The organism is Endozoicomonas montiporae CL-33, assembly GCF_001583435.1.
GTDB lineage: Bacteria > Pseudomonadota > Gammaproteobacteria > Pseudomonadales > Endozoicomonadaceae > Endozoicomonas_A > Endozoicomonas_A montiporae.
This window is the reverse complement of sequence record NZ_CP013251.1, coordinates 5,148,886-5,171,964: the sequence shown is the minus strand read 5'-3', so window position 1 is coordinate 5,171,964 and position 23,079 is coordinate 5,148,886. Positions and strand designations below refer to the sequence as shown.

Below are 23,079 nucleotides of genomic sequence, written 5' to 3'. Positions count from 1 at the left end.
ATAGCGGATGATGAAAAAGATATTGCTGGTGATTGGTGGCTGTCTGTCTCTGGGACTTGGCATTCTGGGGATTGTTGTACCATTGCTGCCAACCACACCTCTGGTGCTGTTGTCGGCCTGGTGCTTTGCCCGTTCCAGCGATCGTCTGTACAACTGGCTCATTTCCCATCCCCGGTTCGGTCAGGTGATTCTGAACTGGCAGAATCACCGGGGCATGCAGGCAAGCCACAAGAAAAAGGCTTTATTGCTAACGATTGCCAGTTTTGTAATCAGTATTGCGCTGGCTCCCATGAAAATTAAGATTCTGCTGGTATTTATCGGGATTTGTGTCATGACGGGTGTGAGTCTGATCCGTGTGATCCCTGATTCTAACGAGGTTTAAGTCCTCCCAGCTTCGACAGTATCTGGAAGTATTGCTACTTTTTAACCAGAGTTTTAAGACCTCCTGGGGTCTGAGCAGGCTTTCCAGATACCCGAGCCGAGAATGACAACCAATAAATACCATATTGCTGCACCTGAGCATCTTGATCACCCATACCCTGTTTATAAAGCCCTGAGAGAGCAGCAGCCTGTTTTCTATGATGAGTCGTTAGGGTTTCATGTGGTGACGGGCTATAAAAACGTTAAAACACTGCTTGCCCATCCTCAGATCAGTTCCTGTCGCCAGCGTTTCATGGAGGAGATAGCCGCCCAACTTCCTCCCGGCACATTGTCTGATTACATTGAAAACAGCCAGTATTCGATGATTCAGCTCGATCCGCCAGAGCATACCCGACTCCGCAAGGTTGCGAACACGTTCTTTCATAAGCCGACGGTACAGGGTTGGGTGCCTGTAATGGAGCAGCAGTTCCATAGTTTACTATCCAGTGAAATGGCAGACGGGCATATTGATGTGTGCCGGGTTGCCCGGACTTATCCTTCGGAAGTGATATGCGATTTGTTCGGTATGCCTGAGGAATATCGCGAGCAGTTTATTACCAATACGATCAGGCTTGGGCGAATCTTTGGCTCGCCCCCCCGTGATCAGCTCGAACATTTTGCCCGCGAAGCCAATCAGGCCAGTGTTGAGAATATGCAACTCATTGCTGATTTGCTCAAGGAGCGAATGGATCACCCATCGGATGACCTGCTCGGCAGCATGGCAAAGGCGTGTGCGGAAGACCTGATTTCAATCAATGAGGCTGCTTCACTGAGCGGCCTGTTAATGGCTGCGGGACATCTGACCACAACCGAAATGATCTGTAACGGGGTTTATCAGTTATTAAGCCATCCCGATCAATGGCAGTGGCTGAAAGAAAACCCTGATGCTATTGAACAGGCAATTGAAGAAATTATCCGGTTTGATTCTTCTGTTCCTTTCATTTTTAAGTCGGCTAAAGGTGATATTCAGTTGGAAGGTGGTCAGTTAGCGTCGGGTGATATTGTGGCTATCGGACTACTGGCGGCGAACCATGACCCGGTATTGTGCGATCGTCCGGATGAATTTGATATCACCCGCGAACCATCAAGGCATTTGTCCTTTTCCACAGGGCCGCATGTCTGTCCGGGGGCATTAATGGCCAAGGCAGAGTTGAAAGTCGCTTTTGTACAGTTGATTCAGGCTTGTTCTGATTTGTGCTTTGATCCTGCCAATCTGCCTGTCAGACGGTGCAACACGGTGATGTTCAGAGGGTTTGAATCACTGAAACTTCTTTATTGAATGGCGGTCTGCTTCTATTTCAAAACAGACGTTCATTCAGAGAGTGGTGGCTATTGACGATGCGTGTGTTGTCATTAGAGCGTGCACAACAAAGGCGTGCATTATTGATTCTTGCCTGCTGTCATATTCTGGTTATTGCCTCAAGTAATTATCTAGTGCAATTGCCGTTCAGTATTTTGGGTATTCATGCCACTTGGGGTGCTTTTGCTTTTCCGTTTGTCTATCTGGCAACGGATCTGACCGTTCGGATTTTTGGTTCGCCTCTGGCCCGGAAAATTATTTTTGCATCAATGATTCCTGCTCTTTTGCTGTCTTATGTTGTGTCGGTGGTCTGGAGTCAGGGTGTCTATGTCGGGGTTGATGCGCTTTTAACGTTTAACAGTTTTTTTGCCCGCATAGCTCTGGCCAGCTTCTCTGCTTATCTGATGGGGCAGCTCATGGATATAAAGGTATTTTCCAGACTGAGGCAATACGCAGCTTGGTGGGTAGCCCCTTTGGGCTCCATGGTAGTGGGTAATCTTGTCGATACCTTTGTTTTCTTTTTCACCGCCTTTTATGCCAGCTCTGATGCCTTTATGGCTGATCACTGGGTAGATTTCTTTATTTCTGAATACGGTTTCAAACTATCGGTGTGTTTAGTGCTGTTTTTACCTGCTTACGGCGTGCTGCTGAAGTATTTAATCAGGGTCATCCTGTCTAACAAAGAAAGCAGGCCGCTGTCGAAGCGTTTTTCCAATGATTAACAGTCAGCTTGCAGGTCGATGGATTTCTTCTATCTTGGATGTTCTCGAATCAGGTAGGTCAACCTGCTCATTGATTGTTGAATGAAAAAAAGCAGTTCTTTTCAGGGGTGAGTTTTGGTTGTATTTAAGCAGGGCATTCTTTTACTTGTCACTATTCTGGTATTTGGCAGCCTCTATGCCCCTCAGCCTGTTCTGCCCTATCTAGCAGACTATTTTCAATCAAACCCTGCACAAACCTCTGAACTGGTGACACGCATTATGCTGGTGCTCAGTCTTGGAGCACTGCTGTCCGGTCTGTTTTTAAGAGCGATCCCGGCCCGAACGTTATTGCTGGTGTGTCTGCCTCTGCTGGGAGGAATGGAGATTCTTTTTGCGTCAGTGGTTCATATTGAGCATGCACTTGCGCTGAAAACGGTGGAAGGTCTGCTGTTTTCCGCTATTTTACCGGCACTGATGACTGCAATGGCGGATACTTCGGGCAAATCCGGTGCCGCCGTGGTGTGGTATGTGTCGGCTTCTGTTGCAGGCTCTGTGTGTGGCAGGCTACTCAGTGGTTCCCTGATTTCTGCCGGTCATCACGCACCGGTCTGGATTGCGCTTGGCTGTGCCATGCTCTGTGTTTCACCGTTTATTCTGTTTCTGGATCGAACCTCGGGTAACCCTGAACAGATTCAACTGAAGACGGCACTGGCAGATGTTTTGGGTCGTAAAGATGTCTGGGCCTGTGTATTCATCATATTTACAGCAATCTGCTGTCTGGCTTCAGTACTTAATTACCTGCCTTTTCACATGCGTTCACAGCATCCGGCATTGAGCGCTGCACAAATTGCCTTCCTTTATACCGGGTATTTATGCGCCATTGTTTGCTCAATGATGATGCCGAAAATAAGACGATTCGCAGGTAATGACCGGCTTCTTTTTCGGCTGGTGTTGATTTCTTTACTGTTGGGAATGCTGATTCTGGTGGTGGATTATTATGGCTCCTGCCTGATCGCTGTTGCAATTATGTGTGGTACGGTCTTTATGGTACACAGCGGGCTGTCAGCGTATCTCAACCAGAATATTCCTCAACATCGTCGGGTTGTGAATGGGTTTTATCTGACCAGTTACTACCTTGGCGGAGCGTTCAGCAGCCTGTTACCGGGTAGCCTGTTCATGTCCATGGGTTGGCACTGGCTACTGGTTGGTTTGTCTGTTCTGCTATGTGTTGCGATCGCTATGGTCAGTTTTATCAGAGGTTGATTTAACACAAAATACCATCCAAGTTTTGCTTATTGTTGCTTCAATGTTACATAGTCTTTCGTACGTGTTTTAACCTGTGATTGTTTGATTTAGATCACTCAGGCTGCAGTGCCCCTTCCTTTATATTCCGAACCCGAAAGGAATATTTCGAATGAATGGTTCGGGGGCAATAAGCAATGAGAAAGACTCTTCTGGCAATAGCGGCTGCAGCGGCCTGTTCTGCCAATATGGCAGCTGCGGATACAACACCTACCAATGTTGTGTTGTTTACCGCAGATGATCTGGGCTATGAAGTCTTCAGCCTGTTTACAGAAGGGTTACCTGACCTGACCCCGAATATGGATAAGTATGCGGCGCAGGGCGTGCAGTTTATGCATGCACACTCCAATACCTCCATCTGTATGCCCAGCCGATCCATTATGGCCACCGGATTGTACGGTATCAGTAGCGGTATGATGGGTTTCATGAACCTGAAAGACCAATCCATTCCTACCGTAATGGGCACACTGTCTGATCATGGTTACCGTACTGGTGTTTTGGGCAAGGTATCCCATTCAACGCCCGATCTGGATTACCAGTGGAACTATGTTCAGGATTATCGTGAACTGGGTGCCGGCCGTGACCCCGAGCTGTACTATCAATTCACCAAAGACTTTATTGCTGAAAGTAAAAAGAACGGCCAGCCTTTTTACCTGATGGTTAACTCTCACGACCCGCATCGAGCCTTCCACGATCCTGAAAACCCGATGCGCAACGGTGATATTGCCAAGCCTTCCAAGCTGTTTTCTACCGATGAAGTGATTGTGCCTGAGTATCTGCCAGATTTGCCGCAGACGCGTCTGGAGCTGAGCCATTATTACAACTCTGTACGACGTCTTGACGATACCTTTGGTCGGGTCATTGAAGCACTGGACGAGAAAGGCGTAGCTGAAGACACCATGGTGGTTTTCCTGTCTGACAATGGTTCTGCTTTCCCGTTTGCTAAAGCCAACACGTACATGTTCAGTAGCCGGACACATTTCTTTGTGAACTGGCCTAACGGTGATCTGAAAAGCGGTCATGTAGACGACAAAAACTTTATCTCTACTGTCGATATCTTCCCAACCATTTTGGATGCAACAGGTATTGATCTGGATGCCAGCTTTGATGGTGAAACTTTTTTACCGTTGTTGCGTGGTGAAGAGCAGGACAACCGTGAGTACGTTTACACCCAGATTGATTACAAGATTGGCGGTCCGGCGACCCCAATGCGTGCCGTACAGAGTGAAAAATACGGATACATCTTTAACCCGTGGAGTCAGGAAGGTGCGAACTATCGCAACTCCAATGAAGGCGAAATCATCAATGCGATGCTCGACAGTGATGATGAAGCATTACACGACCGAGTAACGATGTTCCGGGAACGTGTTGTAGAGGAGTTTTACGACCTGGAAAAAGATCCGGGCAGCCTGAACAACCTGATCGATCATCCGGAATACCAAGACGTGGTCAATGAATATCGTGATCGTCTGGAACAGTGGATGGAAGAGCATAACGATCCGGTTCTGCCGATGCTGGCGGTGAGTGATAACCCACGCAAGCTGGATCGTATGATGCAGCGTGACTACCCGAAAAAGAACTCTCTGATGCCGGAAGCCCAGCTTGAAAAAATCCGTATCAAGCAAGAGGAGCGTCGTGCCCGTCGCAACCGGAATAACCAAAACAATCAGGGACGCCAAAGGTTGAGTGAAGAAGAGCGTCGTGCCAGACGAGCTGCCAACAGAGCTGCACAAGAGTAATCCTGTTCATCATCCTCATTAGTGGTGGTCTGCTCTGAGCAGGCCTCCACCTCCTTCTTTTTCATTCAAACCTCTTCATCTTTTACTCAAATCTTTCTGGATAGAACATTGAACCTAAATTCATCACTTGAGAATCCCGACTAAACTGTAACCCCATCTGCGAAGAGGGATACAGATGATTTTTCCACCAAAATCTGTTCACCCAAAAGGTGAACTTAAAGAACTCAGCAAAAAGTGCTCAACGACCTCTCTTGAAGTGGACACGTTTGAGGGAAAAATCCATGTTGAGTGGGAACCTGGCGCATCAGTCACACCAATGGGGCAGTTACCCTTTTTTATTCAGTTTTTAAAAACAGGTTGTAGATTTGAACCATGGGTTGAAGATTGCCCTTTAACTTACAAAAGCAATAACGCACCTGAAAAAGTTAATGTAATAGGTTCCCTTTTTCTCTCAATACTCTCAGGTCACAAACGTTATGCTCATATTGGAACGTTAACCGGGGATGGAGTGAATCCCAAATTACTGGGTATGACAAAGGTAGTCAGTGATGATTCTGCTCGTCGGGGTTTACTCAAAATAGATGAGAAAGAAGGTGTTGAATGGATGCAGCATCATTTGCAGGAATGCTATGAACCCTTATTAAAGTTACCATGGATATTAGATGTCGACGTTACGATAAAAACCATTTACGGAAGTCAGGAAGGAGCAGAAACAGGTTATAACCCTCATAAGAAAGGGCGTCCTTCACATACTTATCATTCTTACATGATGGCTAATTTAAAGCTGGTTCTTGATGTTGAAGTTCAGCCCGGTGATAAAGGAAACAGTAAGCATTCATTGCCCGGTTTAATAAATCTATTAAACCGTCTACCAAAAGAGTGTTGGCCTGAATTTGTTCGAGGTGATTGTGACTGGGGCAGTGACAGAGTGATGTCAGAACTCGAACAAGCAAATTGTGGTTATCTATTCAAAGTAAAGAAGACAGCCAACGTCAAAAAGTCCATATACCATGCGCACTGTAGCGGGGGATGGGTTCGCTACAACAGATATTGGGAAGGCAAGGAGTCAGAATTAAAACTAGGTGGTTGGGAGAAATCAAGACGAATCATTATTGTTCGAAGAAGATTATCAGGTGATTCTCTGTTGCTGGAGAAAGAGAATAATAAGAAGCAAAAAGAAATCGCTTTTATCTCAGACCCTGAAAACATCAAACTCTTTGAGTACTCAGTATTAGTGACCAGTCTTGATAATGACGTTGTATCCATCATAGATCATTACAGAGACAGAGCTGACTGTGAAAATAATTTTGATGAAATCAAAAATCACTGGGGATGGGGAGGTTACACAACCAAGGATATAAAGCGATGTCGTATTCTATCAAGGATGGTTGCACTGGCATATAACTGGTGGACTTTGTTTGTAAGACTGAGCAATCCTGATTCGCATAAAGAAGCAATAACCAGCAGGCCATTATTGATGAGTGCTATTGGCAAGTTAACAGAGAGTGGGCGTAAGAAAAAAATAACGATTACCAGTCAGCATAATTTGATAAAAAAGATCCAAACAATGCAGGAAGATCTCTGTGTATTTTTTGATGCCATTAAGAAGACTGCAGCGCAGTTGACTCCAATTGATATCTGGTGCCGAATATTAACGAGGGCTGTGTCGAAATTTTTAACAAAAGGTGAAATTATTACGCCTGTCCAGCTTATTAACTCAAGTTAAGCGAAAGCAAGGTTTAGCAGGATAGTAGCTGGCATTGCTCTCTTAGAGCGCGGTGGGTAATCGCTCAACTGCTGAATTTAGGTTGAAAGCAACTAAATGGCAATCGGGTCTTTTGGCAACAGCCTGTGCCTTATCAATCAATAGCTGGGCAGCCCCGGTTGTATCAACCAGTGCCATTGAAGCCCGGCGACCGAATATTGTTCTTCTGTTTTCAGACGACATGGGTTATGCCGATGCCGGTTTTCAGAACATCAGTCAGGATGTAGTCACGCCCAATATGGATCGTATTGCAGCGGATGGTGTGACCTTCAGTTCCGGGTATGTGACCGGAACCGTATGTGGCCCTTCCCGGGCAGGCTTGATCACTGGCCGCTATCAACAACGTTTTGGCTACCACGATAATACGGCACCTTATTCCCGGGATGCCGATACGCCGCTAGGGCTTGATTTGAGTGTGCCTACCATGGCGAATTATCTGGCTGATGCCGGTTATCGCACAGGCATGGTGGGTAAGTGGCACGACGCAGAGCCAGAAGAATACTGGCCTCATAACAGGGGCTTTGAAGAGTTCTTTGGTTTTAATAATGGTGCAGCGACCTATTATGTTGGCCCAATGAATGAAGCCAAGCACGATTATAAAAAAGAGGCGGCTATCTACCGCAATGGTGAGCTGGTAGATAACTTCGATCAGTATCTGACTGACAAGTTTGGCGATGAAGCAGTTGATTATATCAGGCGAAACAAGGACGAACCGTTCTTCCTGTATGTCGCTTTCAATGCGATTCACAGCCCGATGGAACCAAAGCAGGTTGATATGGACCGCTTTGCAGATATTGAAGATGAGAATCGTCGTAAGGCTGTCGCCATGAATTACAACATGGACGAAAACATCGGAAAGATTCTCGACAAGCTGGAAAAAGAAGGTTTGTCAGATAATACAATTGTTGTCTACCTGGCGGATAATGGCGGCAAGCGAAACGACAATTACTCTTTAAACACACCATTGCGAGGTGAGAAGGGAAGTTTCTGGGAAGGGGGGATTCGTATTCCATTTGCCATGTCCTGGAAAGGTGTCATTCCTTCGGGGCAAACTATTGATGAGCCCATTATTTCGCTAGACCTCATGACCACCTTCCTGTCTGCTGCCGGTATTGAAAACAAAGCCGAGTGGCAACTGGATGGTGAAGACCTTTTGCCGCTGGTGACCGGGGAAGTGGGTCAGTTGGAAGATCGCTTCCTGTTCTGGGCGAACTCCAGAGGTTGGGCTGTTAGAGACAGAAACTGGAAACTTTACGATGAAAACGCTCGTCGAATCAGACAGAAGCCTATGCTGTTTAACCTGTCTGGAGATAGGGAAGAACAGCACGAACTGACTGAAAAGTTTCCTAAAGAAGCTGAGCGTCTTCTGACCGCTTACAACGAATGGAATGCCGAGAATGACACCCCGCGCTGGGGCTGGAACCGTCAACAATTTCCACACTACAACGGTCATCACAGTCGTGAAGAACGCCTGGCTCAAGGCGAAGAAGTAAGAGAAGCGGAAGATGCCGCGAATGAGGTTCGGCGTGCCAAGGCGCGAGCTGTGATTGATGCTTCATAATAGGTATTCCGTTTTATAAAGTTTGCCAACCCGCTACCTGTCTCAGAGTATGATTTGAGACAGGTGTATTTCTTTGTCCAATGCTTTATTTGTAATGGAAATCTCAACTAAACGTCAAATGTTGTTTACATAGCAGGTCAAATCCAGTGAAATAAATGAGCGACAAGCAAAACACATTGATAATAAAAATAGTCAAGGACGTAAAATGCAATATAAGCAGTTTGGACTGGGGCTGGTTCTGTTTGGTTCCCTCCTGATGGCAGGCTGTGCCTCTGTACTCAGTGAGAGTAGTTACCCAGTCACGCTTCAGTCAACACCCGACGGTGCTACATTCACAATTACGAATCAAAACGGACAGGTTATTCATTCCGGCACAACCCCCGGTACTGTCACTTTGAATAGTGGCTCCGGGTATTTTTCCGCAGCAAGCTATACCGTTCAGTTTAAAAAGCCGGGATACACAGGTTCTACGATAACCGTCAACTCCACAATGGATGGCTGGTTTATGGGGAACATACTCCTAGGCGGTTTGATTGGTATGCTAATTGTTGATCCGATAACAGGAGCTATGTGGAAGCTGCCACCTACGGCATCGGCTCAGCTTGATGAGATGCTTGTCACTCAACCTGCGGAAGGGAAAGAGCTGACTATTAAAACATTGAGTGAAGTACCAAAGGAATTGCAGGAAGAAATGGTTCCTGTTTATTCCCAGTAATGTGCAGAATAACGCTCAGGTTATTTAATCTGAGCGTTATTCATGAGCCTATTTCGTTGAACGTTTCTTATAGGATGAGGATTTGCTGGGGCTGCCTTTATACTGAGTCAGACAGATATTCACTGGAATGCTTTTTTTAGAAACCTTTTCACCTTCCACATAGCATGGCACAACTGGCAGACCGCCATCACCATTGGATTTGCTACCAGTTTTACTACTCACTGCTGCGAAAGAAACGGAAGCCCACAGAGAGGCGACCAGACACGTCATCAATGTTTTCACGGATATTTCCTCAATGTTTTATAGCTTTCGGATAACGGCAGAGTACATTTTATTGATCGTTTATTATTCTGTCAGCTTTAGAGAGGAAGGCGGCAGGTGGGGGCAATAGCTGGGCTAATCAGCGGACACAAAAAAGCCCAAAGTGCTTACTAACACTTCAGGCTTTGGAATTCATGGTGGGCCCAGCAGGACTTGAACCTGCGACCAATCGATTATGAGTCCCGATAAACCGTACTGCCGTACCATTCCATAAAATGCTTAAAAATGGCTCAAGCCCTTTATTTACTTGGGTTTTTCTTTCCCGCATAATTCCAGACTGTACTATAGTTTACCTCACTAGTCCGACAGAAAGAGGGCGCAAATGTGGGCGCATTTTCTGGCTTGCGCCCACCTTGCGTTAGTGGGCGCAAATGTCAGTACAGATTGAAGAGGTCAAAGAATGGGAAAACTTACCGCTTTAGCTATCAAAAGCATGAAGTACAAGCTCAGTGAACCTGTAGGCAGTCGGGGTGATGGGGCTTTATTGCTGGAAAAGCGGAAGAGTGGAACCGTTGAGGTCTACTATCGTTACAAGCACCAAGGCAAGGAAAGCAAGGTCAAGATAGGTCAGTACAAAACGACCAGAGACGGTAATGGTTATTCACTGGCAGAGTGTCGGGACAGAGTACAAGAACTGGCGAAGACTCGCAGGGAGTGTGACGGTGACTTAAAGGAGCACCTCACAGGCCAAAAGCAAGAGCAGGAACGAATTAGAGCGGAACGAAAAAGGAAATCTGAACTTGAAGCTTTGCAGGGAACGCTTGGAGAGCTATGTGAAAACTATGTAGCCGCACTTGTTCGACAGGGGAAGAAATCAGCCAGTCAGGTAGAAGGCTGTTTTGAACGTTATGTTCTAAAGCCTTTTCCCGATCTTGCCAGTAGAAAAGCCCGTGAAGTTTCTGTTGATGACATAGTAAGCATTATCAGACGCATGATCGAGAAAGGGATAACGACCACCAGCAACCGGTTAAGAAGCTACCTACACGCCGCTTATGAATACGGAATGAAAGCTGATAATGATCCCCGTGAACAATTGGCACACGGTAAGCGTTTTCTAATTGAGCACAACCCTGTAGCAGCAGTACCAAGACAAACAGACTACGAACGGGTCAGAGACCGCTATTTGTCACACGAAGAAATACACCGGCTATGGCATGACTTCAGCACAATATTAAGTAACAGATCGCCTATATACGGCTTGTTACTACGTTTCATGTTGGCTACAGCAGGCAATAGACCGGAGCAGTTACGACAGTGTAAGTGGTCAGACATAGACTTTAACAGACGAACGTTTACGTTTATCGAGCGCAAGGGGAAAGGCGGTATTCCTAAAAAGCGGGTTATGCCACTGACTAACAGGGCTGTCAGTATTCTGGAAGAGGTAGCGATAATATCAGGTAACTTTGAATGGCCTTTCAGTGCTAATGGTAGGGGCCCTATTAATATTTCTACTTTCAGTCACAGGATTAGGGACTATTGTTTCTATCTGGAGGCAGAAGCCAAGGCAAAAGGCGAAGAGTTGCCGGAAAGTTTCACGGCTAAGGATATTCGCACAACCGCTACGAATTTGCTGATTGAAAGCCGGGTTCTGCAAGAGCAACGCTTTCTGTTACAGAGTCGGGAGGATGGAAGTATTGAAAGTAAACACTATGACCATTCAGACCGCTTGCCAGAAAAGCGGGAAGCGTTAAAGCGTTACGATGCTTTACTTGAAAAAATTATCAAGGGCGAGAATACAAAGCTGGTGGATTTTGAACAGTACAAACAGTCCACCAGCCAACAAAGTAATTTATAAAAACACATAGGGTAGGACACCCCTAAAACCCCTAGAAAGTGGCTTTATCAAGATAGAGGCAAAACACAATGCCAGTCAGACAACAGAAACCGCAATACATTACAGACGATCAGGGCAACCGTGTATCTGTCGTCTTGCCGGTTGGTCAGTATCAAGAACTTTTAGAAGACCTTGAGGATTTGGCAACCGTAGCAGAACGCCGGGAAGAAGAGACTGTATCCCATGAGGAGCTTATTAAGTCTCTGAAAGCAGACGGCAAACTATGAGGCGGTACGCATTACGCTGGAAGAAGTCAGCACAGAAAGAACTCAGGAAGCTACCAAAGGCAGCAGTCGTTAAGCTGGTGGCTCTTGCTGAATCACTGACAGACGATCCGCACCCGGACGGATGCCGGAAACTGGCAGGGACAGAACACACATACCGGGTAAGGTCTGGTGATTACCGGATCGTGTACCAGATACACAACGGACAACTGCTAATCGAAGTTGTGAAGGTGGGCCACCGTAAAGAGGTTTACCGTTAAGCGTTTGGCTGGACTAGGGAAGCGTACCCGAAAGAGCGGATAACCCACCCGCTTTGTCTGGCCTATCAGTTTGTGGGTATCACTGGAGGCAGTGATGCTAGTAGATAATTTTGAAGACGTTGGAGCTTCTCAGGATCAGATTCTTTCCTTGAAAGACGCTGTTACCCTTGTTGTCAGGGAGTGCGCCTATAGTCCTAACATTGACGAACTTACTATAAAATCTTTTGAAGATTTGTTTACCGAAAAATTTTTAAGTGATACGAGCCACTTAAGAGAAAAGATTCAAGATGAACTATTGGAGGCTTTGCGAGAGGGCGATATAAACTCCGATAATTTCTATTCTCAAAAAGGTTTATTTAATGATTACCATGAACCAGAATTATCTGAAATTTTTATCTCGCCGTGGGATTTAGGACAGTGGATAGAGAGCAAAGGTTATACTCTATCGGATTATTGGACGGAAGATTTACAAGACTTATTTCTTGAAATGGACTATCACATTGGGCGAGAAATAAGAATTACACGGGATGTATTGTCTGTTTATATAAATGCCTTTAAAGGTAGTTACAGCAGCATTGATGAAGAGTCTCCAGACGACGAATATAGCGTTAGTTTTTTTTCAAAAATATCAAGCTATGTAGAAAAATGTTTGATTGATCATCAGAAGCAAATATCGTTTCTGCCTGAAAAGGGTGAAAGCGTCGAACCTTCTGATAGAACAAAAGAGTCATACTTAACAATTATAGGGGCATTGGTAACAGTTTTAGCCGAATTGGATGACACTGGAAAAAGGCCGTTGGAGCGTAAGAAAATGAAACTTTCATCAGGTAGAATTTCAGCCGAAAGCATAAGGGATGTACTGTTAGAGCGGTTCAAAAAAGACAGATACCTGAAAAGCTCCGAACGAAAAATATCAGAAGCACTGAAACTGATACAGGAGTACAACTAATTTCCGTATACGGTTTTTTTATCCGAATTATACGGTTTTTTCAGTCCTGACCCTCTTAGTCTCATTCCCGTGGATAGTCAAAGCACAACACGGGAAGCTTCACCAAAAAAACGTACCTTCCCCCGCATAGCATGGCTATCTGTAACTACGGTTTAACAGACACGGATGCTACGCATGAATACTCAAGCACAGTCCAACCAGACCCACCAGCCAGCAATCAGACAACAGTCAGAATTGTATCTCACCCGACAGCAGGTATTAGGCCGTTACAGAATTGGCAACACGACTCTATATCGTTGGATGAATGACGACAATGTGAATTTTCCAAAGCCGGTACAGATGGGACCGCGCTGTGTTCGTTGGAAGCAGTCTTTACTCGAACACTGGGAAAAGCAACGTCAGACAGAAGCCGCATGAAGGCAAGGACAACGGGCGACCAGTCCCCCACCGGAAAGCCCGCTACCTCACAAGGAATGATCATTATGAAGCAGCCAACGAAATTAGAAAACAGCCTGTATGCTTTTCTTGAAACAGGATTGAAGGGCTTACGTCAGATTGAAGTTGCCAGCCCGTACAAAGGCTATCCCTTCCAGCATCAACCCGGTTTGTTCTGGAGCAGTTGCCTAAACACGGACGTTTCACGACTGGGTAAGCAGGGCATTGTTATTGCTCGCCACCAAGACCCCTACACCCGTAAAGATGGTGATCAGGCCAACTTTAAACGCTATCGCTTGCCAGATCGTAAAGCAGCCAGAGAAGCACTTAACCACCTGAATCAATACCGTGTGAAACGGGGGGCCGAACCACTAAGCAATGACCTTGCTTCAATGCTGGTGGATCAATTCCCCGACACTGTACCCCATGAACAAGCCAGCTAACGGCAATCTTCGATTCAGAAAACATACAGGGTAGCTAACAGTGAAAAGGGGTAAGAAGTCCCAAAGGGAGAAAAGTCCCCTTGCTACTCTGGCGCATTCAAGTTCAGGTGATGAGATGTTAAATGACATAACCGTCAGGGGGCGAGTATTGCCCAGTGATGAGCAACCAAAAGAGCAACAGAGGGTAACCCTTGTGCTATGTGGGTTTGCGGAGCATGAACACCACAAAGAACAACACAAGAAAAACAGCCAGCAAGGGCAAGAGGAAGGACAAACCACCAGCCTATATTTAAATTACCAATTGCCAGTAATGGAACGTTACGGTAATGTAATTAGCGTTACAGCAAAATCTGTAACCCGGATTATCACCCCGGTATTATACAAGGCGCAACAGGACGCTTATCGTCCTTTTTTGTTGCCAGATTTTCAGCATACCTACCAGTTTATGGCAGGGCTGAAGGGGCTACCTTCGGGTAGGCCGGTTTCCTTGTATGCCGGTGGTGATAACCCTTTCAGTCCTGTCACCAAATCAGAATTATCACTCTGGGTGACAGGCTCCACAATACAAGGAGACTGTCCTATGGCTATCACCTGCCGTCTTGCCTTACTTGAAGGTCATTCACCAATCCTGTGTAACCGTCGTGTACGTGGTTACATTGTCCTGTCGTTTAACTCTCACCAGCAAGCCAGAAAAGAAGCCCGTAGGCTTAATGCTGTTGTATGTGGCTGGAGGGTTTAGTCATGAGACTTTTAACCCGCCACCCGAAAGACCAGAGCCGCGAAATCACCATAGTTCTCACTGAGCGGCAGCTTGAAGCCATTATCCGCACCTTACGTGAGCTGTCCCTGATTCTGGAGTACAGCTACAACCAACTGACCGACGAAGACAAGAAGTACGCAAAGCTGGCGCAGCGAGAATTAATGAAGTCGCGCACTTGGAACCTGTTGGAAAAGATCCAGTTGGAGGCGCGACCATGAACCGCAAGCAAGCCCTTGAGATTGCCCTTGTAGCCCTGAATACGCAGCAGGTTGAAGCGAATCATTACGCCAGAGGCCAGTATACCAGCGAGAAAACCCGCCAGTACTGGCAGCAACAGCACGACGAAGCCAAAGCAGCTTACCGCGTATTAATCGAACTCCTGAAAGAAACTAATAACAAGCTAGGAGAAGCCAGAGCATGAACAATTATAAGCTGGCAGAAATCACCAAGGGGTTAAACGATAACAGCAGTCCGGCTTATGGCTTGGCTCGCCTGTTGTCAGAGGAGCTGGTATCGGTTGAATGTGGCATGAGCGGAAGGCTGACCAGTACTGAACTGACTTACATAGCAGAGTCATTAAAGTATCACTGTCGCTCACTGGATTTACTCGCCTGTAGGCTTCACGAAGAGTCAGAAGAGAGCAAAGAGGCCAGCCAATGAAAGCGCATATTTACACCGAACGGGTAAAGCTGGCGGCTGGTGGTCAGTGGGATAGCATCTTACAGGCCGTGTGTGGGCTGACTGATAACGAGGTAAACCCACGTAAGCGCAATATTCCCTGTCCCCATTGTGGCGGCAGAGACCGTTACGAATTTAAAAGCGCAGACAATGGCAATTACTTCTGTCGTCATTGCGGATCAGGTGACGGGTTTAGTCTGGTTATGAAAATGCAGGAGTGTCGTTTTCCTGAAGCCGTCGAACAGGTAGGCCGGTATCTGGGCATCGAGCGCAAGCCTTATCAAAGTGAAGCTGAAGAACTGGCAGAGCAAGCCCGTTTAGCTGGACTAATGGAAACCAGAAAGCAGGAACGCCAGAAAAGGCAGAAGCAGGAAGCAGCACGAAAGCGGAACAGACAACAACAGGTAGCCGCTACAGTGCCGGGTATTCTGGCTGACGCACAACCGGCAGACCCGAACCACCCTTACCTTGTCAGAAAGCAGCTCCCACCCTTGGGGCTGTATCAGCAAGGCCGCTTACTGCTGGTGGCTTTATACATTGATGGTCACAAGCTGGTTAATCTGGAGCGCATTACACCGGAAGGAAGAAAGCTGTCTCTTGCTGGTGGTCTACGTGATGGGGTTTATCATCGTTTCGGCGGTGAAAGCTGGACAGTGTATATCTGTGAAGGCTGGGCAACAGGGGCAAGCCTGTACCTGATGGATAACCAAGCGGTAAGAGTTTACGCAGCTATGGGGAAAGGCAACCTTGAAGCTGTCGCCCGGATCGCCAGAGAACAGAACCCTGACAGTCGTTTAATTGTGGCGGCTGACAATGACACCCACCAACCCGATAACCCCGGACTGTCTGAAGCCCTGAAAGCGGCTGAAGCGATTGGGGCGGCAGTGTTGTTGCCAACTCAGGTACAGGCCACCAGCAACGGAACCGATTTTTCTGATTTTTATCTTGCCAGTGGAGGGCTTAAAGATGGCTCTATGTGACAAGGCAGCAGTCGCTATTATTCAGCCAGACGATGTATCAGAAGCTATTCGGCAAAGTGGCATAACCACCAGCCAGAACCAACCCGTTTTAGACTGGCCTGAACTGAAGCCCATTAAAAACGACCTGTTACCCGTCAAACCGATAACGCCTGATATGGTTCCAGAGGAGTTATCAGGCTGGCTGGTGGACATAGTGGAACGTATGGACAATGCGCCCTTTGATTATGCCGCTGTCTCTGCCGTAACCGCACTGGCGAGTCTGATTGGTCGAAAGGTCAGTGTAAAACCAAAGCAATATGATGACTGGGCTATTATTCCTAACCTGTGGGGCTGTTGTATTGGCAGGCCAAGCCAGAAAAAAACACCCGTCATCAAATCCGCTACCTCTCCATTAAACAGACTGGAAGCTGTGGCAAGAGGCGAATATCAGGAAGGACTAAAGCGGTATCGGACACAAGACAAGTTAAGCCAGATGGCAACCAAAGAGGCTGAAAAGAAAGCCGCAACTCTGGTTAAAAAAGGCGACCTGAAAGCCGCTGAAGCCCTGTTAATGGATGACTCGGGAGACCCTGAACAACCTGTCAGCCAACGCTATATAGTCAATGACGCTACTGTAGAGAAGCTGGGTATTCTGTTGTCTGAAAACCCGTGGGGTTTACTGCTGTTCCGTGACGAGCTGTCCGGCTGGATCGCTGGGCTTAACCGGGATGACCGGCAGCAGGACAGAGCGTTCTGGCTGGAAGCTTTCAACGGTGACGGCACATTCAGTTATGACCGTATCACCCGTGATGATGTTTATATTCCTTCAAACACTGTATCCCTGTTGGGAGGTATTCAACCCGGTAAGTTATTACCCCTGCTATTGTCACAACGCGAGGGGGCAGGTGATGACGGACTGGTAGAACGGTTTCAGTTAATGGTTTATCCCGACAAAGGGGTATTTCGTTTCGTTGACCGGATACCCAACAAAGCCCACAAGGAAAAAGCGTTTCAGGTATTCCAGCGATTAAACGACATCGAGTACCAGCCAGAAGAAGAGGACAGGCTCGCGCTCAGGTTTGACAATCAGGCACAGCAGATATTTAACGCCTGGTATTGTGGTCTGATGGCTCGCATTACTGGGGATGCTATCAGCCTACAGATAGAGAGCCACCTTGGTAAGTTTCCGTCTCTCATGCCTTCACTGGCCCTTGTGTTTCACGTTGTCCGGTACGGGGCAGCAGGAAGCATTAACAAGGACTCAGCAGAAATGGCTATTCGCTGGTGTGATGTGCTGGAGACTCACGCCCGGAGGGTTTACGCACTGGCTGATGATCCACTGGCAGGGGCGCGAATACTGAAAGACCGGCTAGATAAACTACCCCGCACTTTCAAAATGACTCACCTGAAAAACAAAGGATGGGTAGGACTCACCGAACATAATGACCGGGAGCAGGCTTTAGTGTGGCTGGAGCTTCACGGTTACTTGGTCAAAGAAGAGATAAAAGGGCGCGGTCGTCCTTCTGTTACCTACCATATAAACCCGTACTGCTTACCAGATGAACAGACAGATTAGAAAAGCTACAGGGGTAAGACCCCCTGAAAACCCCCTTAAAGACTTTTTAGGGGTTTCTGGGGCTACCTATCCTGTACGTTTTTCATTTTTCAGGGGGAGAACAACAGTGCTTATTCATGCTGAACAACGATTCATAACAAATCAGTGGGCGGTAATTAATATGCTGGCTTCATTTTTGGGAGTGCCAGCCACTCAGGTAAGAATTACCAGACTAACCAATGATACCGAGCTGGGGCTGTGTATCGAGGGGGAGTACCGAAACGGTAATAGCCAGAACTGGCAACCTTTCAGACCAATGACAAGGCTTCACAGTCAACACCCATACCAGCAACAACAAAGGCAGCAATAAACCAGCTACACCGGGTTATCTATGCCCGGTTATTTTTGCCCGATACAAGGGGGCACAAGGGGCACAATATGAAGCCAGACCAGATACAGGAAGCTATCAGGCTTTATCAGGAGGGGAACGGTTACAAGTCCATTGCCCGACAGATGGGTTTTAAGTCAGCCACCAGTATCAGACGAGTGATTACCCGAGAGGGTCTAAATGATCGTAGCCGCTCTTGTGGTTTTCAGAAGGGGGCACAAGGGGCACAACCAGACTATACCGACGACAGTGTATTAATGCGGCAGGCTGGGTTATTCGCACAACAGCAAACAGCCAGCTTGTATACAACCATTACTAAGGCTGGTTTTGTCTTGGACTATATGCCGGTACTGACCATTGATCGTACAGACCCAACGCTTTGTGATTTCTGGTTTGATGTGGAACACGGACAGATAACAGAACAGGAGGCTGAAAGGCTGGATACATTGGCTCAGTCTGCTGGTGGACTGTATGAAATAAGGGTGACGGATAGCGAGCAGGACAATAGCGATATTGTCCACCAGATCGGCTACTACAAACGAGAGGAACTGATTGATTTTCTTTCAGGCTGTAACCCTTTCGACCCGATCAGGGCAAAGATCATTCAAACCGTTATCACTGAGTCAGTCATTAATGACTATGTGAAACATGCGCCTGAAGGTTTTGATTTTGAAGCAGCAAGACTATCAGGCCAGATACAGAAAACCCGTGACCGTATCCGGTTCTGTGGCATGGCTTCACAGTTTGCCGCTCACTGGGCTGGTGGTTCGGTTCCTGATGAATTGGTAAGGAAGGATCGCAAAGAGAAACGGGAGCTTGAAGAGACGTTATCAGGTTTAGAGCAGGATTGGTTAAGCCGCTACGGTGTGTCGTATCAACAGTTTATTGATAAACCGAACAGCTTATTGTTAACCAACTGACTTTAGATAGGTTCTTTCCAGCACCCCGGCATTACGGGTCTACTGTGGCGCGAAATCTGGCTATTTATGAAACTTTCCGGAAGGTGGTTGTTGTTTAATTGTTATCTTCTAAACGGCAACCAAACAGGCTGGACAGATTAACAACCAGTAGAGCAGTAAGGGCATGAGTCAAAAGCCGTAACCCCTTTTAAATACAGGGCTTGGAGGCATTGACCAAGAGCAGTAACCTGTCTGTGTGGTGAAAGACTGGCGGTTTCATATCAACCACTACACAAGACACTGATACAACAACCTGAAGCCACATAGCACCGTCAGAAATAACTGATGGGACCCTGTATCATTTTTTATCTCCACGGGGAGACGGAGAGCGCGGGTTTTGAGTAAATTTCGGGGTCCTATGGTCGTCAGCAGCAGGTGGGGGTATTCCCCGTGGTTGCTGGGCTGAGACCTGACGACACTGACGAAAAAGAACAAGCAAGGAGAGATAACACAATGCCAGCACGACTAAAGCGAGCCTGTCGTCAGCCACTCTGCCCGGGTACCACTACCCACAAGTCAGGCTACTGTGAAAAACACCAGAAGACCGAAAGCGGATGGCAGAAACGACAGAGTCGGCAGGGCAACCGACACAAGCGCGGTTACGGTTCAGCCTGGGAAAAACTACGCAAGCAGGCATTACAGAGAGACAGTTACCTTTGCCAGTCCTGTATGCGTGAAGGCAGGATCGAGCCGGGTAACATTGTTGACCACATCATTAACAAGGCCAGTGGTGGAACGGACGAACTAAGCAACCTACAAACACTTTGCCGTCGTTGTCATGCTGTGAAGACTGGCAGAGAAGGAGCCAGAGCGACAGCAAGGGGGAGGGGGGTAAACGAATCTCTATAGCCTATAGCAGCAGGACCACCGCCCTAGTTAGATTTTTATGTGCGCGAAATTAAAAATTTACCCCCGTTACAGTAACCAGTCAGAGAGAGACACAAAAATGGCACAGTGCCAGAGCTGCAAAACCGATCTTCAAGGGCGACTATCCCGCCGCTATTGCTCTGACTCATGTAGACAGCGAGCGTACAGAATGAGGAAGCAGGTAAAGGTCAGACAGAAAGCCCAGACTATAAGTGAAGCCAGAAGGAAACAGCAGGCAGAAGCAAACAGGCGCAGCGCAGAGCAATACAGTCAGTGGATAGAGCAGGTAAAGAAAGACCACGGCATTATTGATTAGCTGGGCAAAAGATCGCGACTTGATTGTTTCGACGGGGAGGCTCTGTCGCAGTTTTTGGTTGTTTCGAGATAGGCACAGAAGGTTAGTTACTGGAGCATTCCTTGTCTCTGTGTGCGGTTACACGTCATTGGGAAATGTTACCGATCCTGTATAGCCAAGATAGGAAACAGGCTGATTGAGCTACCCGGTTCCGCTTTTGATTTTGACGCAAGGCCAGCAACTACGGGCTTTTACCCATTCAGAAGAGCGGAACCGGAAACGGACTACAGCAGACCCATCCACACCAAAATTCCCGCGACCATTCCCACCCGCCTCACTTTGGTTAGAAAGAACCTACCAAACCACCAGCAACCCAAAATTTCTGAAGTGGCAATATAAAAATCTAACTGGGGCAGTGGTCCGGCACTCTATAGGCTCCAGAGATAAAGACAGCCCCTACCCTGTGTAGTTTTGTTGTCCGACTTGTCCGGGATAGCCTCTTATCTTCCAATCACTCTAAAAAGCATTAAGCCCTGTAAATACTGGGCTACAGCAATGCTTGATAGAACTTCCTTAAACTTCCTGAAAATATCTTGTCCGGACAGATGAAAATATATCTGGGGCAGTGGTCCGGGGCTATGAAGACTCTAGAGATACAACCACCCCTACCCACCTGTAGGCCGGTCTACAAATCTGTAGTCTGACTCTCCACCCGATCAGATGAATCAAACTAGGAAATCCTAGTTTAAGAAACCAGATATACGGTTTTATGATCCTTACCCACCTGAACACTGAGCAGTTATCAATTTGCTGATGGAGTGGGTCAGAGCAGGCACAACAAGAATACTTTTTACTGGTTCTTACTGGTAGCCACCCTGTGTGTTTTGAAAATTATTCTGTTGGCTGGTGGACTATCCTGTACTGTTAAAAATCCACCAGCTTTGAAGTCTTGGCTTTTGTAGCCTTGGTGATATTGATAAAGGCTAAGACTTTTTAGGGGTTTCTGGGGCTACCTACCCTACGTGTTTTCATTTTTTTAAAATGATTGGGATAGCTAAAGGGGCGCAAAGGAGGCGCAGATAATGGCAAGGTCAATTTGATGTTATTTAGGCTTTTACTCAAATATGAGTATAAGTGTGTGGCTCATAGCAGGCAGGGAGTATAAGCAGCTAAGTAGCTGAATAATTACAGCTTTTAGATTCCCTTGTGATACCGCTACAGCCCGACACAAAGAGGGCGCAAAGGTGGGCGCATTTACAGAAACAAAAAAGCCTTGTGAGTGTTCAATAACTCTACAAGGCTTATTCTGTATGGTGGGCCCAGCAGGACTTGAACCTGCGACCAATCGATTATGAGTCGACTGCTCTAACCAACTGAGCTATGGGCCCACAGCGGTTGTGAATTATAAGCATATAAACGCCTCAACGCCAACCCTCTGATTTCATGTAACTTTATAAAAATCGACTGATTGGCCGAAAGCATATCTTAAGGTGGATCACTGGCGCTTATTCCGGCTCGTCATGCTAGCTCGATTTATATTCAATTTTTTTGTGGTGTGTACTCTCTCTCTGGCGGTGGCCAGCGAGTTTTATGTGAGTAAAAAACTGCTGGACAATGTACAGAAGCTCTATGGCGAAATGGCGGTCAGGCGTATGCACGCCTGGCAGGATTTGATTCAGAACAGCCAAAGTCTGAGAGAGATGGAAAAGTTGGAGAAAGTGAATATTTTCTTCAACCGTCTGGAGTTTGTCACGGATCTGGAGCACTGGGGTAAAGAGGATTTCTGGGCGACCCCTGTTGAGTTTCTTGCCAGTGGTGGTGGTGATTGCGAGGACTTTTCGGTAGTGGGCCAGAACTGTTATATCGCGTGAATATTGACCCCAAACTCAACTTTATTAATCAATAATCCAATAACAATATCGTGCATCTTTTCGAGCTTTGAAAAACAAATTGTCTTTCTGGCCAACCGTTTAATCCAAGTCCGAAAATTAAGGTTTTTACGCTCTATCTTCTGAGTGTTTGCTTTACCAATAATATGCATGTTTTCATCAAGGTGTCGCTCATAGGCTCCCCAATCATCGGTGTAAAATTTATTAATACCAAATGGCTTCAGAAGTGTTTTGAGTTCTTTAAAAACTTCATCTTTCCGTTTTCCGAAAACATAAGCAAGCACGGTATTTGTAGCGTGATCAACAGCATACCAAAGCCAGCGTTGGTTCGATTTATCATGAACATACGACCACTGCTCATCTAGCTCAGCCTCTTGGCAGACAAGCCCTACATGAATAATTGCATCTGACTTGAGATCAATAGTTTGAATATTTGGGTTGACCTTTACCAGACCGCTTTCTTTTTTTTTAGAGTCTTTATTACTGTTGTCTTGCTTATTCCGAGTACTTTACTTGTATCCCTGATTCCGCTGCCATTTATTGCCATATCGATGATTTTTTCTTTAACGCCAGGCTCACAGGCCTTGTAGCGATATTCAAGCATGAAGGTTTTGATTTCACATTTGTCATTACAGCAATAGTATCGTGGAACATCATGAGTGCTGTATCCGAAAGGCCGAACTTGGTTACTGCCACATGTTGTACAGAGGACTTGCGTAAGGCACATTTTTAAACCGCATTTTTCAAAGTTGCCGAATGT

Annotated in this window: 27 protein-coding genes and 1 tRNA gene; 25 read left to right on the top strand and 3 right to left on the bottom strand. The window is 46.7% G+C overall.

Annotated features, from left to right (window positions below; all coding sequences use genetic code 11):
- Positions 1–7 precede the first annotated feature (7 nt).
- The 8 genes from EZMO1_RS23905 (at position 8) to EZMO1_RS23870 (ending at position 9,503) form a co-directional block, all read left to right on the top strand.
- Positions 8–382 carry a YbaN family protein gene (locus tag EZMO1_RS23905; RefSeq protein ID WP_051790337.1) on the top strand — a complete coding sequence of 125 codons (375 nt, stop codon included), beginning with the start codon at positions 8–10 and terminating at the stop codon, positions 380–382.
- A 102-nt stretch (positions 383–484) separates the two neighbouring features.
- Positions 485–1,699 (top strand): cytochrome P450, encoded by a 1,215-nt coding sequence (locus EZMO1_RS23900; RefSeq protein ID WP_034877796.1) that lies wholly within the window; start codon positions 485–487, stop codon positions 1,697–1,699.
- 65 nt (positions 1,700–1,764) lie between these two features.
- Positions 1,765–2,442, top strand: a complete 678-nt coding sequence (locus EZMO1_RS23895; protein ID WP_034878648.1) for a 7-cyano-7-deazaguanine/7-aminomethyl-7-deazaguanine transporter — start codon at positions 1,765–1,767, stop codon at positions 2,440–2,442.
- Positions 2,443–2,556: 114 nt separating this feature from the next.
- Complete coding sequence (locus tag EZMO1_RS23890; protein ID WP_034877797.1) at positions 2,557–3,684, top strand: MFS transporter; 1,128 nt, start codon at positions 2,557–2,559, stop codon at positions 3,682–3,684.
- A 176-nt stretch (positions 3,685–3,860) separates the two neighbouring features.
- Positions 3,861–5,462: a sulfatase family protein gene (locus EZMO1_RS23885; protein ID WP_082212267.1), complete on the top strand. Its 1,602-nt coding sequence runs from the start codon at positions 3,861–3,863 to the stop codon at positions 5,460–5,462.
- Between the two features lie 175 nt (positions 5,463–5,637).
- Positions 5,638–7,188, top strand: coding sequence for a transposase (locus EZMO1_RS25995; protein WP_082211531.1), 1,551 nt, complete (start codon positions 5,638–5,640; stop codon positions 7,186–7,188).
- A gap of 82 nt (positions 7,189–7,270) precedes the next feature.
- Complete coding sequence (locus tag EZMO1_RS23875; protein WP_145912725.1) at positions 7,271–8,788, top strand: sulfatase-like hydrolase/transferase; 1,518 nt, start codon at positions 7,271–7,273, stop codon at positions 8,786–8,788.
- A 205-nt stretch (positions 8,789–8,993) separates the two neighbouring features.
- Positions 8,994–9,503, top strand: coding sequence for a hypothetical protein (locus EZMO1_RS23870; protein ID WP_051790343.1), 510 nt, complete (start codon positions 8,994–8,996; stop codon positions 9,501–9,503).
- A 48-nt stretch (positions 9,504–9,551) separates the two neighbouring features.
- Here the strand turns inward: EZMO1_RS23870 and EZMO1_RS27480 are convergent, their stop codons facing one another.
- Positions 9,552–9,785: a hypothetical protein gene (locus EZMO1_RS27480; protein ID WP_222842162.1), complete on the bottom strand. Its 234-nt coding sequence runs from the start codon at positions 9,783–9,785 to the stop codon at positions 9,552–9,554.
- Positions 9,786–10,224: 439 nt separating this feature from the next.
- On the opposite strand from EZMO1_RS27480, the gene EZMO1_RS23860 reads away from it, so the two are divergent.
- The 16 genes from EZMO1_RS23860 to EZMO1_RS27110 all read left to right on the top strand — a co-directional run bounded on the left by EZMO1_RS23860 (position 10,225) and on the right by EZMO1_RS27110 (position 20,451).
- The gene (locus EZMO1_RS23860) at positions 10,225–11,619 is read left to right on the top strand and encodes a tyrosine-type recombinase/integrase (RefSeq protein ID WP_034877800.1); all 1,395 of its coding nucleotides are present in this window, start codon (positions 10,225–10,227) and stop codon (positions 11,617–11,619) included.
- 68 nt (positions 11,620–11,687) lie between these two features.
- Positions 11,688–11,885, top strand: coding sequence for a hypothetical protein (locus EZMO1_RS23855; RefSeq protein WP_034877802.1), 198 nt, complete (start codon positions 11,688–11,690; stop codon positions 11,883–11,885).
- Positions 11,882–12,142 (top strand): type II toxin-antitoxin system RelE family toxin, encoded by a 261-nt coding sequence (locus EZMO1_RS23850; RefSeq protein ID WP_034877803.1) that lies wholly within the window; start codon positions 11,882–11,884, stop codon positions 12,140–12,142. Before EZMO1_RS23855 ends, EZMO1_RS23850 begins: the two co-directional genes overlap by 4 nt.
- Before the next feature lie 94 nt (positions 12,143–12,236).
- Complete coding sequence (locus EZMO1_RS23845; protein WP_034877804.1) at positions 12,237–13,091, top strand: hypothetical protein; 855 nt, start codon at positions 12,237–12,239, stop codon at positions 13,089–13,091.
- 174 nt (positions 13,092–13,265) lie between these two features.
- Positions 13,266–13,508 (top strand): helix-turn-helix transcriptional regulator, encoded by a 243-nt coding sequence (locus tag EZMO1_RS23840; RefSeq protein ID WP_051790346.1) that lies wholly within the window; start codon positions 13,266–13,268, stop codon positions 13,506–13,508.
- A gap of 65 nt (positions 13,509–13,573) precedes the next feature.
- Complete coding sequence (locus EZMO1_RS23835; protein WP_145912724.1) at positions 13,574–13,969, top strand: hypothetical protein; 396 nt, start codon at positions 13,574–13,576, stop codon at positions 13,967–13,969.
- A 115-nt stretch (positions 13,970–14,084) separates the two neighbouring features.
- Positions 14,085–14,708, top strand: a complete 624-nt coding sequence (locus tag EZMO1_RS23830) for an ash family protein (RefSeq protein ID WP_034877807.1) — start codon at positions 14,085–14,087, stop codon at positions 14,706–14,708.
- 2 nt (positions 14,709–14,710) lie between these two features.
- Positions 14,711–14,947, top strand: coding sequence for a hypothetical protein (locus EZMO1_RS23825; RefSeq protein ID WP_034877809.1), 237 nt, complete (start codon positions 14,711–14,713; stop codon positions 14,945–14,947).
- Entirely contained in the window at positions 14,944–15,150 is a 207-nt protein-coding gene (locus tag EZMO1_RS23820) for a hypothetical protein (protein WP_034877811.1), read from the top strand. Before EZMO1_RS23825 ends, EZMO1_RS23820 begins: the two co-directional genes overlap by 4 nt.
- Complete coding sequence (locus EZMO1_RS23815; protein ID WP_034877812.1) at positions 15,147–15,389, top strand: hypothetical protein; 243 nt, start codon at positions 15,147–15,149, stop codon at positions 15,387–15,389. The genes EZMO1_RS23820 and EZMO1_RS23815 overlap by 4 nt, the downstream gene beginning before the upstream one ends.
- Positions 15,386–16,387 (top strand): toprim domain-containing protein, encoded by a 1,002-nt coding sequence (locus EZMO1_RS23810; RefSeq protein ID WP_034877813.1) that lies wholly within the window; start codon positions 15,386–15,388, stop codon positions 16,385–16,387. Before EZMO1_RS23815 ends, EZMO1_RS23810 begins: the two co-directional genes overlap by 4 nt.
- Entirely contained in the window at positions 16,374–17,942 is a 1,569-nt protein-coding gene (locus EZMO1_RS23805; RefSeq protein WP_051790349.1) for a YfjI family protein, read from the top strand. The genes EZMO1_RS23810 and EZMO1_RS23805 overlap by 14 nt, the downstream gene beginning before the upstream one ends.
- A gap of 160 nt (positions 17,943–18,102) precedes the next feature.
- The gene (locus EZMO1_RS27475) at positions 18,103–18,291 is read left to right on the top strand and encodes a hypothetical protein (protein WP_145912723.1); all 189 of its coding nucleotides are present in this window, start codon (positions 18,103–18,105) and stop codon (positions 18,289–18,291) included.
- 68 nt (positions 18,292–18,359) lie between these two features.
- Entirely contained in the window at positions 18,360–19,229 is an 870-nt protein-coding gene (locus tag EZMO1_RS23795; protein ID WP_034877815.1) for a helix-turn-helix domain-containing protein, read from the top strand.
- A 492-nt stretch (positions 19,230–19,721) separates the two neighbouring features.
- Positions 19,722–20,117: an HNH endonuclease gene (locus EZMO1_RS23790; RefSeq protein ID WP_051790539.1), complete on the top strand. Its 396-nt coding sequence runs from the start codon at positions 19,722–19,724 to the stop codon at positions 20,115–20,117.
- A gap of 187 nt (positions 20,118–20,304) precedes the next feature.
- Positions 20,305–20,451: a hypothetical protein gene (locus EZMO1_RS27110; protein ID WP_160174094.1), complete on the top strand. Its 147-nt coding sequence runs from the start codon at positions 20,305–20,307 to the stop codon at positions 20,449–20,451.
- Between the two features lie 1,290 nt (positions 20,452–21,741).
- Here EZMO1_RS27110 and EZMO1_RS23785 read toward each other — a convergent pair.
- Positions 21,742–21,818 (bottom strand) — tRNA-Ile (locus EZMO1_RS23785).
- 132 nt (positions 21,819–21,950) lie between these two features.
- Between EZMO1_RS23785 and EZMO1_RS23780 the strand changes: the two genes are divergently transcribed.
- Positions 21,951–22,301 carry a transglutaminase-like cysteine peptidase gene (locus EZMO1_RS23780; RefSeq protein ID WP_051790353.1) on the top strand — a complete coding sequence of 117 codons (351 nt, stop codon included), beginning with the start codon at positions 21,951–21,953 and terminating at the stop codon, positions 22,299–22,301.
- Here the strand turns inward: EZMO1_RS23780 and EZMO1_RS28380 are convergent.
- Positions 22,289–23,046 (bottom strand): IS1 family transposase gene (locus tag EZMO1_RS28380; RefSeq protein ID WP_420809906.1). Its coding sequence is split into 2 segments (ribosomal slippage): positions 22,289–22,779 and positions 22,779–23,046, totalling 759 coding nucleotides; the frame shifts between segments, so codons are not numbered across the junction. The genes EZMO1_RS23780 and EZMO1_RS28380 overlap by 13 nt on opposite strands.
- Positions 23,047–23,079 lie beyond the last annotated feature (33 nt).

Excerpts from the sequence above, each read along its gene's own strand:
- EZMO1_RS23905 (WP_051790337.1), top strand. The coding sequence starts at position 8 with ATGATGAAAAAGATATTGCTGGTGATTGGTGGCTGTCTGTCTCTGGGA.
- EZMO1_RS23900 (WP_034877796.1), top strand. The coding sequence starts at position 485 with ATGACAACCAATAAATACCATATTGCTGCACCTGAGCATCTTGATCAC.
- EZMO1_RS23885 (WP_082212267.1), top strand. The coding sequence starts at position 3,861 with ATGAGAAAGACTCTTCTGGCAATAGCGGCTGCAGCGGCCTGTTCTGCC.
- EZMO1_RS25995 (WP_082211531.1), top strand. The coding sequence starts at position 5,638 with ATGATTTTTCCACCAAAATCTGTTCACCCAAAAGGTGAACTTAAAGAA.
- EZMO1_RS23870 (WP_051790343.1), top strand. The coding sequence starts at position 8,994 with ATGCAATATAAGCAGTTTGGACTGGGGCTGGTTCTGTTTGGTTCCCTC.
- EZMO1_RS23860 (WP_034877800.1), top strand. The coding sequence starts at position 10,225 with ATGGGAAAACTTACCGCTTTAGCTATCAAAAGCATGAAGTACAAGCTC.
- EZMO1_RS23855 (WP_034877802.1), top strand. The coding sequence starts at position 11,688 with ATGCCAGTCAGACAACAGAAACCGCAATACATTACAGACGATCAGGGC.
- EZMO1_RS23850 (WP_034877803.1), top strand. The coding sequence starts at position 11,882 with ATGAGGCGGTACGCATTACGCTGGAAGAAGTCAGCACAGAAAGAACTC.
- EZMO1_RS23845 (WP_034877804.1), top strand. The coding sequence starts at position 12,237 with ATGCTAGTAGATAATTTTGAAGACGTTGGAGCTTCTCAGGATCAGATT.
- EZMO1_RS23840 (WP_051790346.1), top strand. The coding sequence starts at position 13,266 with ATGAATACTCAAGCACAGTCCAACCAGACCCACCAGCCAGCAATCAGA.
- EZMO1_RS23835 (WP_145912724.1), top strand. The coding sequence starts at position 13,574 with ATGAAGCAGCCAACGAAATTAGAAAACAGCCTGTATGCTTTTCTTGAA.
- EZMO1_RS23830 (WP_034877807.1), top strand. The coding sequence starts at position 14,085 with ATGTTAAATGACATAACCGTCAGGGGGCGAGTATTGCCCAGTGATGAG.
- EZMO1_RS23825 (WP_034877809.1), top strand. The coding sequence starts at position 14,711 with ATGAGACTTTTAACCCGCCACCCGAAAGACCAGAGCCGCGAAATCACC.
- EZMO1_RS23820 (WP_034877811.1), top strand. The coding sequence starts at position 14,944 with ATGAACCGCAAGCAAGCCCTTGAGATTGCCCTTGTAGCCCTGAATACG.
- EZMO1_RS23815 (WP_034877812.1), top strand. The coding sequence starts at position 15,147 with ATGAACAATTATAAGCTGGCAGAAATCACCAAGGGGTTAAACGATAAC.
- EZMO1_RS23810 (WP_034877813.1), top strand. The coding sequence starts at position 15,386 with ATGAAAGCGCATATTTACACCGAACGGGTAAAGCTGGCGGCTGGTGGT.
- EZMO1_RS23805 (WP_051790349.1), top strand. The coding sequence starts at position 16,374 with ATGGCTCTATGTGACAAGGCAGCAGTCGCTATTATTCAGCCAGACGAT.
- EZMO1_RS27475 (WP_145912723.1), top strand. The coding sequence starts at position 18,103 with ATGCTGGCTTCATTTTTGGGAGTGCCAGCCACTCAGGTAAGAATTACC.
- EZMO1_RS23795 (WP_034877815.1), top strand. The coding sequence starts at position 18,360 with ATGAAGCCAGACCAGATACAGGAAGCTATCAGGCTTTATCAGGAGGGG.
- EZMO1_RS23790 (WP_051790539.1), top strand. The coding sequence starts at position 19,722 with ATGCCAGCACGACTAAAGCGAGCCTGTCGTCAGCCACTCTGCCCGGGT.
- EZMO1_RS27110 (WP_160174094.1), top strand. The coding sequence starts at position 20,305 with ATGAGGAAGCAGGTAAAGGTCAGACAGAAAGCCCAGACTATAAGTGAA.
- EZMO1_RS23780 (WP_051790353.1), top strand. The coding sequence starts at position 21,951 with ATGCTAGCTCGATTTATATTCAATTTTTTTGTGGTGTGTACTCTCTCT.